Origin of the sequence: Mesorhizobium sp. M4A.F.Ca.ET.090.04.2.1, from assembly GCF_003999085.1 — a bacterium.
Taxonomy (GTDB): Bacteria; Pseudomonadota; Alphaproteobacteria; order Rhizobiales; family Rhizobiaceae; genus Mesorhizobium.
Map to the genome: position 1 here is coordinate 1 of NZ_RZOT01000202.1, position 9,586 is coordinate 9,586.

9 protein-coding genes are annotated in these 9,586 nt (G+C 66.1%); 5 read left to right on the plus strand and 4 right to left on the minus strand.

The features are described from left to right. Positions 1-414, plus strand: a 414-nt coding sequence (locus EN781_RS15950; protein ID WP_127400136.1) for a TOBE domain-containing protein, incomplete at its 5' end; no start/stop codon positions are given. Positions 415-481: 67 nt separating this feature from the next. Continuing rightward, positions 482-1,279 (plus strand): phosphodiesterase, encoded by a 798-nt coding sequence (locus tag EN781_RS15955; RefSeq protein WP_127400137.1) that lies wholly within the window; start codon positions 482-484, stop codon positions 1,277-1,279. 63 nt (positions 1,280-1,342) lie between these two features. Here EN781_RS15955 and EN781_RS15960 read toward each other — a convergent pair whose 3' ends face one another. From EN781_RS15960 to EN781_RS15970, 3 genes are all read right to left on the minus strand, one after another. Then, positions 1,343-2,425, minus strand: a complete 1,083-nt coding sequence (locus EN781_RS15960; RefSeq protein ID WP_126058107.1) for an ABC transporter ATP-binding protein — start codon at positions 2,423-2,425, stop codon at positions 1,343-1,345. Continuing rightward, positions 2,422-3,999, minus strand: a complete 1,578-nt coding sequence (locus EN781_RS15965) for an iron ABC transporter permease (protein ID WP_189347608.1) — start codon at positions 3,997-3,999, stop codon at positions 2,422-2,424. Before EN781_RS15965 ends, EN781_RS15960 begins: the two co-directional genes overlap by 4 nt. Positions 4,000-4,174: 175 nt before the next feature. Next, a complete protein-coding gene (locus EN781_RS15970; RefSeq protein ID WP_126058109.1) occupies positions 4,175-5,182 on the minus strand; it encodes an iron ABC transporter substrate-binding protein in 1,008 nt (335 codons plus the stop codon). A gap of 203 nt (positions 5,183-5,385) precedes the next feature. Here EN781_RS15970 and EN781_RS15975 point away from each other — a divergent pair, with 203 nt between their 5' ends. The 3 genes from EN781_RS15975 (at position 5,386) to EN781_RS15985 (ending at position 8,693) form a co-directional block, all read left to right on the plus strand. Then, positions 5,386-5,922, plus strand: coding sequence for a sigma-70 family RNA polymerase sigma factor (locus EN781_RS15975; RefSeq protein WP_126058110.1), 537 nt, complete (start codon positions 5,386-5,388; stop codon positions 5,920-5,922). Position 5,923: 1 nt separating this feature from the next. Next, a complete protein-coding gene (locus EN781_RS15980; protein WP_126058111.1) occupies positions 5,924-6,562 on the plus strand; it encodes an NrsF family protein in 639 nt (212 codons plus the stop codon). A gap of 142 nt (positions 6,563-6,704) precedes the next feature. Further along, complete coding sequence (locus tag EN781_RS15985) at positions 6,705-8,693, plus strand: PAS domain S-box protein (protein ID WP_245455366.1); 1,989 nt, start codon at positions 6,705-6,707, stop codon at positions 8,691-8,693. A gap of 9 nt (positions 8,694-8,702) precedes the next feature. On the opposite strand, the gene EN781_RS15990 is transcribed toward EN781_RS15985, so the two are convergent. Beyond that, complete coding sequence (locus EN781_RS15990; RefSeq protein ID WP_126058112.1) at positions 8,703-9,581, minus strand: 3-hydroxybutyryl-CoA dehydrogenase; 879 nt, start codon at positions 9,579-9,581, stop codon at positions 8,703-8,705. Positions 9,582-9,586 lie beyond the last annotated feature (5 nt).

Below are 9,586 nucleotides of genomic sequence, written 5' to 3' on the forward strand. Positions count from 1 at the left end.
GTCGCCACCTTCGTCGGCGCGCCGGCGATGAACATGCTGGTAGGCGAGGTCACGCTCGATGGCCTGTCGCTGCTCGGTGGCAGCCGCAAGCTCAACGTCTCGCGCGCGGGCCTGCCGGTCGGCAGCAAGATCGCGGTGGGCATCCGGCCGGAGGCCGTGCGCATCGTCGCCCCCGGCACGCCGGGCGCGCTCGACGCGACCGTCGACCTGGTCGAAGAGCTCGGTGCCGGGCGGGTCATCTATGTCGATCTCGACGGTGCGGCGTTTTCGGTAGTGACGTCGGAAACCGTCCATCCCGCGCCGGGCAGCGCCGTCGGCCTGCAGTTCTCCGAGGCCGACCTGCACTTCTTCTCGTCCGAGACGGGAAGCCGCCTTGACGTCTTCAAGGCGTCGATGCCGGTGCCGGCGCTCTGATCAAGCGCTCGGCCGGCTGCGATGGACGGCAAGGCAACTCCCTGTCCGATCGAAGAAGGGTCGCGCAATGAAAGTCATCCAGGTCACCGACGTCCATCTCGGCCGGCGCGGCGAGATCCGCTTTGGCGCTGACCTGCACGAGCGGCTCGACCGCTGCATCGACCATATCAATGCCCGCCACGGCGATGCGGCACTTTGCGTCTTCACCGGTGACCTGACCGAATCCGGCGAGGCGCAGAGCTATGCCGACCTCCAATCAGCCCTGGCGCGGCTTTCAGTCCCATATCGGCTGCTGCCCGGCAATCACGACAGGCGCGCCAACCTGGTCGCGGCTTTTGCCGGAAATCCAACCGACGAGAATGGCTTCGTGCAGTCGGTCTTCGACACGCAGGAAGCATCGCTGCTGTTCCTCGACAGCCTGGCCGAGGGCCGCGTCACCGGCGAATTATGCGACAGGCGGCTGGCCTGGCTGGATGCCAGGCTCGGCGAGGCGGCGGGCCGCCGGGCCTATATCTTCCTGCATCATCCGCCGATCGAGCTTGGCCTCGAGCTGCTCGATCCGCTCGGGCTCGAACAGCCGCATCGGCTGCTCGAGGTCCTGACGCGGCACGGCAATGTCCGCTACATCTTCTTCGGCCATGTCCATCGCGACATAGCCGGCACAGTCGCCGGCATTCCGTTTGCCGCGCAGCGCGGATTGCACGCCCGCTTCGTGCTCGACTTGGTGGGCGACGAAGTTGTCGAGCAGGCGCCGCCCGCCTATTCGATTATCCACATCGATGGGCAGCGCGTCGTCGTGCACAGCCACGATTTTCTGGAGACCTGGCCACTCTGGTCGCCGGCGACGGGCGAGCGGGTACGTTAAGGCGTGTCGATATTCAGGCGGTGCCGGCCTGATCTGAATCTCAACACGCCTTGGCTTGGAAGCTCAGGCAAAAACATGCGCTTTGCCGGAGACGGTCAGCCGCACGATCTCGCCAAGCGCCGGCGCGTCGATGCCGGGCTTGCGCAGGATCAGCGGCGTGTTGCCGATCGCCGCCGCGTCCGGCGGGTCGGGGCTGTTCAGGAGCCGCACGGCGATCGTGCACATCGAGCCGGCGAATTCGGATTCCGTCACCTCGCCGAACAGCATGTCCGGGGTTCCCGACATGCCTTCACGCGAGGTCCGTTTCAACAGCACCTGTTCCGGCCTCAGCATGATTCGGGCGACATCGCGGCGTTCGGCTGTGTCGACGGCGATGCGGCCGAGCGGCGAGATAGCGAAACCGTCGGCGATCTTCGCCGGCAGAATGATGGCATCGCCAAGGAACTCTGCGACCATCCTGTCCTTCGGCCGGAAATAGAGTTCGCGCGGCGTGCCGACCTGCGAGAAAAGCCCGTCGCGCATCACCGCGACCTGGCTGGCGAAGGACAGCGCCTCGGCCTGGTCGTGGGTGACGAGGATGGTGGTGATCCCGGCGGCTTCCAGCAACTCGGCCACTGCCTTGCGCATGGAGGCGCGCAAGCCGGTATCGAGGGCCGAGAACGGCTCGTCAAGCAGCATCAGGCGCGGCTTCATGGCCATGGCGCGGGCGAGCGCCACGCGCTGCTGCTGGCCGCCGGAGAGCTCGTGCGGGCGGCGCTTCAGGATCGCCTTGTCGAGCCCGACGATATAGGCGAGCTCGACGATGTGCTCGGCACGCTTCTCGGCGTTTCGCGCCAGGCCGAAGCCGATATTGTCGGCGATGGTGAGATGCGGGAACAACGCCCCGTCCTGCGCGACCACGCCGATGCCGCGCCGGTGCGCCGGCACGGCAGCGCCGCCATTGGCCAGCACCTCGCCATCGAGCACGATCTTGCCCCGGTCCGGCGCCTCGAAGCCGGCGATCAGCCTGAGCAAGGTGGTCTTGCCGCATCCGGATGGCCCGACGATCGCCGTGCGGCTGCCGCTCTCGACGCTGAGGTCAACGCCGGCCAGCGCCGCCACCGGGCCGTAGTGCTTGGCCACGCCAGACAGTTCCAGGAAGCTCATCGTCCGGCCATCCTCTTCGACTGGACATAGAGCAGCCAGGTCAGCGGCAGCGACATCGCCACCATGATGAAGGCATAGGGGGCGGCCGAGGCATAATCGATCTCGCCGCTGTAGGACCAGAAGGCCATGGCCAGCGTGCGGGTGCCGTTCGGCGCCAGCATCTGGGTGGCGGTGAGTTCGTTCATGATGCCGAGCGCCACAAGCGCCATGCCGGCGGCGGCACCCGGCGCTGAAAGCCGGATGGTCGTCGACCACAGTGCCTTGAGCGGCGCCCTGCCGAGGCTCGAGGCGGCGCGTTCGAGCTCGACCGGCGCCTGCGCGATCGAAGCCCTGAGGCTGACCAAAGCGCGCGGCAGGAACATCAGCGCGTAGGCGAAGAGGATGGTGAAGAGCGTCTGGTAGAGCGGCATGGCGACGCGCACGGTTATGGTAACCAGCGCCAACGCGATGACGACGCCGGGCAGCGAGCCGACGATATAATTGCAGCCCTCGAGCAGGCGCTGCAGCGGCCCTGGCGCGCGGATCGAAATCCAGGCCATCGGCATGGCGGCGATGGTGGCGAGCAGCGCGCCGGCCATCGCCAGGAACAGCGTCTGGCCGAGTGCCAGGCTGATTTCGTCGAGGCGCCAGACCTCGGCGCCGCCGGCCACGAGCCAGCGGCCGATGGTGATGAAGGGCACGCCCAGCGAAAGCAGCGAGGCGATGGCCGGCAGCGCCAGGCAAGGCAGCGTGGCGCGGCCGAGGCTGGCGCGCCGCTGCTGGCGGGCCGCCCCAGAGCCGACGCGGGCATAGCGCTCCTCGCCGCGCACCAGCACCTCCAGGGCGAGCAGCACGAAGCAGCATGTCACCAGCACGGCGGCGAGCATGTTGGCGGCCGGCCCGTTGAAGGTCGACTGGAACTGGTCGACGATCGCCGTGGTGAAGGTGTCGAACCGGATGAAGACATAGAGGCCGTATTCGGCCAACAGATGCAGGCCGACCAGCAACGAACCGCCGCAAATGGCCAATCTGAGCTGCGGCAGCACGACGCGCGCGAAGACCCGCCACGGACCGAGCCCAAGGGCGGCGGCCGCGTCCTCCAGTGCGGGGTCGAGCCGGCGCAGCGCTGCGGAGATGGGCAGATAGAGGAATGGAAAATAGGCGATGACGGAGACGAGAACGCCGGCCCACAGGCCGTGCAGTCCCGGCACCAGGCTGATCCAGGCATAGGAATGTACGAAGGCCGGAATGGCGAGCGGCGCCACCGACAGCCAGGCCCACAGGCGGGCGCCGGGCAGGTCGCTGCGCTCGGTCAGCCAGGCCAGCGCCACCGAAAGGACGATGGAGATCGGAACCGCCAGCGCCACCAGCAGGATCGTGTTGATCAGGAGGTCGCCGACGCGCGGACGGAAGATCAGCGCCGAGACCGTCTCCCAGCCGGTCTGGACCGCGATCCAGATGATGAAGGCCAGCGGCAGCAGCGCAAGCAGCGAGACCAAAGCGGCGGCAAGCAGGATCCAGGACGTCGATCGCCGGCGTCGCGGGCGCCCCGCCGCCGGCAGGCCCGAATGGATGAGGTCGACCGCCGCTTGCATCAGACCGGACGCCGCGCCGCATCGGCCCGCGGACGAAGGTGGCCGAAGGCGCGCTGATCGCAGCCAGGAACGCAGCTTGTCGTCATCGACGATGCCATCTCTAAAACAGAGCGCTCCCGCGGAAAGCGAAGTCCCGCAGGAGCGCAGTCGGTTGCCCTTTTAGGACGAACGCGAACTAAAGCAAGCCGGCTGCCGTCATCAGATCGGTCACCTTCTTGGAGTTCAGCGTCGTCGGATCGACTTTCGGCGCCTGCAGGTCGGCCAGCGGCACCAGCTTTGGGTTGGAGTCAGCGCCCTTGCCGACCGCGTATTCGAAGGAGGTGCCGTTCTTCAGCACGTCCTGGCCACCTTTGCCGGTCACCCATTTCAGGAACGCCTGGGCTTCCTTCGGGTACTTGCTCGAAGCCAGCACGCCGCCGCCGGAGATCGAAACGAAGGCGCCCGGATCCTGGTTCTTGAAATAGTGGAGCGCGACGTTCTTGCTGTTCTCGCCGGTCTTGGCCTGATCGCCGAAATAGTAATAGTGGTAGATCACGCCGCCTTCGATCTCGCCAGCATTGACCGCCTTCATCACGGTGTTGTTGCCCTTGTAGGCGGTGAAGTTCTCCTTCATCGCCTTCAGCCAGTCGGTCGTGGCGGGCTCGCCCTTCAGCTGTAGCAGCGCGCTGACGATGGCCTGGAAATCGGCGCCCGATGGAGAGGCGGCCCAGCGGCCCTTCCAGCTCGGATCGGCGAGGTCGATCAGTGACTTGGGCAACTGGTCTTCCTTGAGCTTGGTCTTGTCATAGGCAAAGACGGTGCTGCGGGCGGCAACGCCGACCCATTTGCCGGTGGCCGGCTGGTACTCCTGCGGCACCTGCGCCAGCGTGTCGGCGTCGACCGGCGCGAACAGGCCGGCAGCCTCAACGAGCGCCATGGCGGGCGAATTCTCGGTCAGGAACACATCGGCTGGCGAGGCCGCGCCCTCGGCGACGATCTGGTTGGAGAAATCGCTGTCGCCGCCATTGCGCAGCGTGACCTTGATGCCGGTTTCCTTGGTGAAGCCAGCTGCCCATTCCTTGGCCAGGCTCTCGTGCTGGGCGTTGTAGACGACGATGCCGGCATCCTCGGCAATGGCCGGGGCGGCAAACAGGCCGAGCGCCAGCACCGTGGCGCCGGCAAGCGTGGAAAGGGCTATTCTCATGGGCGTCGTCCTCGATCTGATGGTCTTGGTTGGCACGGCTGCACCTACCAATACCTGATTAAGCTAGTCAACATTGCAGGCCTGCTTCATTCGGTCGCCGGGCGCAACCTTTCGTGATTTTGCGGCACTTTGGCTTGGACATTATTTCGCCGGCCACGTAACAAATCAGCGCCGAGGCGCGAACATCGGGGGAGAAAACTCTTGTGACCGGCAACAACGAGGCCGAGCTTTCCCGGTTGCTCAAGGCCGCGATCGCGGGAGACGAAACGGCTTACGCCGGCTTTCTAACGCGGACGGCCGCTCTCGTGCGCGGCTTTGCCCGGCGCAAGATCGTTCAGGGCGGGGTCGACCCCGAGGATGTCGTGCAGGAAACCTTGCTGGCCATTCACGTCAAACGGCATACCTGGCGCCAGGACGCGCCGGTGCTGCCATGGATCTACGCCATTGCGCGCTTCAAGCTGATCGACGCCTTCCGGCGGCGCGGGCGGCGCATCGAGGTCGAGATCGACGAGATCGCCGAGACCTTCGCCGAGCCGGAAACCGAGACGGTGAGCGAACGCGACATCAACCGCGTGCTGGAGAGCTTGCCGCCGGCGCAGCGCTCGGTGGTCTCGGCGGTGTCGGTCGAGGGCCGCTCGATCGGCGAGACGGCGGCGAAATTCGGTATCAGCGAGACGGCGGTCAGGGTGTCGCTGCATCGCGGCCTTGCCGCCATAGCCAAACGGTTCGGACGACAGTGACATGAGGACCGAGGATCTCATCAAGGCGCTCGACGCCGATGTCCGCGGCAAGGCGATGCCGCTCGGCTCCGCCTGGTGGATGGCCATCGCGGCGGCGGGGGCAATCGCGGCGGCGGTGTTCTGGCTAACCATCGGTCCGCGTCCCGATCTCATGTCGGCCATGCACACCATGCGGTTCCTGTCCAAATTCGTCTTCACCATCGCGCTCGCCGTCAGCGCCTTCGTGTTGATCCGGGCCCTGTCGAGCCCCGGTGCGCCGACCTCCCGGGCGATGGCGTGGATGGCCGTCGCGCCCGTGTTGGTGGCCGTGGCGGTGATCCTCGAACTTTTCGTGGTGCCCCGGGTCGAATGGGGCACGCGGCTGGTCGGCTCCAACATGATGATCTGCATGACCTTCATCCCGCTGATCGGCCTCGGGCCGCTCGCCGTCTTCCTGAGGATGCTGCGCCATGGCGCTCCGACGCGGCCGGTGCTGGCGGGCGCGGTCGCCGGCCTGCTCGCCGGCGGAGTATCGGCGACCTTCTATGCCGTGCACTGCTTCGACGACTCTCCGCTTTTCGTCGCCACCTGGTACACGATCGCGGTTATCATCCTCACCGGCCTCGGAGCGCTCGGCGGGCGGTTCTTCGTACGCTGGTAGCGCCGCGCACACCGATCCTTAATCATGCCGGCAATTGTTTGCCGGTTAGCATCGTCGCTTGCGTCCCCGATGCAACCTTTCCTTAAAATCGATCCGCCAGGGTTGCATCGGCGTGCGATTGCGCATTGGGGTGGAACACTTTGTGACGTGGTGGAATTGGAAAGGCCCGCGGGCCGGCAGATACGCAGCGCTGATCCTGATGGCGGTCGGCCTTGTCGCCGCCGCGGCCTCGATCCTGTCGTCGCGCCTTGATCTCGGCGCCGAGACCCTCAAGCTCAGCCTGCAGGTGTCAGACGCCATGATCGCGGCGTCCCTGTTCCTCGCCGCCTTCTTCATCCGCCAGATCGTCGACGACCGCCGCCAGATCGCCGAAAGCGAGCAGCGCTTCCGCCGCGCCATGGAGGACTCGGCAATCGGCGTCGCCATCGTCGGGCTCGATGGCCGCATCGTGCAGACCAACCCGGCCTTCGCCGCCATGCTCGATTACAGTCGCGAGGAGATCGAGGCGAAAACCTTTTTCCAGATCACACATCCCGACGACCTGCAGATCGGCCGGGACACGATGGTGAGCCTGAAGGAAGGCAAGATCGATTCCTTCCATTTCGAGAAGCGATATCTCAGGAAGGATGGGACGCCGGTCTGGGCGCAGCTTGCCGGGTCGGTGATCCGCGACGAGGAGAGCGGCCGGCCGCTCTATCTGGTGTCGCAGATCGAGGACATCGACGCCCGCAAGAAGTCCGAGGCGCGCATCGCGGAGGCCGAAACGCGCTGGAATTTCGCGCTGGCCAGCGCCGGCCAGGGCGTCTGGGATTTCAATCTGCGCAAGGGCGGCACCACCTATTCCGCCACCTGGGTGAAGATGCTGGGCTATGCCGATGGCGAGCTGGACGGCGACCCCGATCGCTGGCTGGCGATGATCCATCCGGACGACCGAGCGATTGTCGACGAGGCCGATCGCGCCCATCTCGCCGGCGAGACGCCGTTCTTCGAGGCCGAGTACCGCATGCGCCACAAGTATGGCCATTGGATCTGGATCCTCGACCGCGGCAAGGCTCTCGAGCGTGACGGCGATGGGCGGCTGACCCGGGCCATTGGCAGCCTTACCGATATCACCCAGCGCAAGGAGGCCGAAGCGCGGCTCATCGTCTCGGCGGCGATGCTGGCCGACGAAAAGGAACGGCTGAGGGTGACGCTGCAGTCGATCGGCGACGCCGTCATCTGCACGGATGCCGCCAACCGCGTCACCTTCATGAATCCCATCGCCGAAAAGCTGACCGGCGTCGCGGCGGGCGACGGTCTCGGCAAGACGCTCGGTCATGTCTACTGGGCCGTCGACGAGGAAACGGGACAGCGGATCGGCGTGGCGCGACCCCCGGCCGGCAGCCCTGGCCCGGCGGACCACAACAGCCGCGCGGTGCTGATCCGGCGCGACGACACTCGCTGCAGCATCCGGCAGGTCGTGTCGCCGATCATCAACGAGCGAGCCGAGTTCTGCGGGCTGGTCATCGTGTTCCAGGATTTCACCGATGCGCGCGCCCTGCAGCGCCAACTCGCCCATGCTGCCGCGCATGACGCACTCACCGGCCTTGCCAACCGGTCGAGTTTCATCCACGCCATGGAGGACCTTGCCGATCAAAGCGGCAAGACCGGGGCGACGGCGTCCGCCGGAGACGGCGAGCATCAGTTCATGTTCATCGACCTCGACCATTTCAAGCAGGTCAACGACACGGGCGGCCACGCCGCCGGCGATGCCCTGCTGAAGCAAGTCGCCAATGCCATCCGTGGCGTGCTCGGCCCGGGAGACCTTGTCGCCCGCCTCGGCGGCGACGAATTCGCGGTCATCCTGAAATCGGGCTCCGCGGCTGGCGCCAGAATCGCGGCGTGTTCCATCATCGACGCGATCCGCGGCCTGAATTTCACCTGGGACGGCCGGGCGCATTCGATCGGCGCCAGCATCGGGCTGGCCCCGATCCGCGCCGGCTGCGGCGAGGTTGACGAGATCATCGCACGGGCCGACGCGGCCTGCTATGCGGCCAAGGCGGCCGGACGAGGCTGTGTTTCCACGGCGCCGGACGAGGACGCCGAAGGCGAACAGGCGCAAGCGGCCAAGCCGCTGGCGGCGGCGTCCTGAAAGCCGGGATCAGCGCGTCGGAACCGGATGCTCGCCGCGGTAGTCGTAGAAGCCGCGGCCGGTCTTGCGGCCGAGCCAGCCGGCCTCGACATATTTCACCAGCAGTGGGCAAGGGCGGTATTTCGAATCCGACAGGCCCTCATGCAGCACCTGCATGATCGACAGGCACGTATCCAGGCCGATGAAGTCCGCCAGCTGCAGCGGTCCCATCGGGTGGTTGGCGCCGAGCTTCATGGCGGTGTCGATCGCATCGACCGTGCCGACGCCCTCATAGAGCGTGTAGATTGCCTCGTTGATCATCGGCAACAGGATGCGATTGACGATGAAGGCGGGGAAATCCTCGGAGACGGTGATCGTCTTGTCGAGGTGCCTCACATAGGTCTTGGCGGCCTCGAAGGTTTGGTCCTCGGTGGCGATGCCGCGCACCAGCTCGACCAGCTTCATCACCGGAACCGGGTTCATGAAATGTATGCCGATGAACCGCTCTGGCCGATCGGTCTGCGCCGCAAGCCGTGTGATCGAGATCGACGAGGTGTTGGTTGCCAGGATCGCCTCGGGGTTTAACTGCGGGCAGAGCTGGGCATAAATCTTGCGCTTGACCGTCTCGTCCTCGGTGGCCGCCTCGATCACCAGATCGGCGCCGGCGAGATCGGCCATCGCGGACGCAGCCGAAATGCGTCCCATCGCCTCGTTGCGGGCCTTCTCCTCCAGTTTGCCGGAGCCCACCTGGCGCGCCATGTTGCCGCTGATCGTGGCGATGCCCTTCTCGATGCGCTCGGGCGAAATGTCGTAGATGAGCACCTTGTAGCCGGAAAGCGCAGAGACATGGGCGATGCCGCCGCCCATCTGGCCCGCGCCCACGATGCCGATCGTCTCGATCTTGCTCATTACAC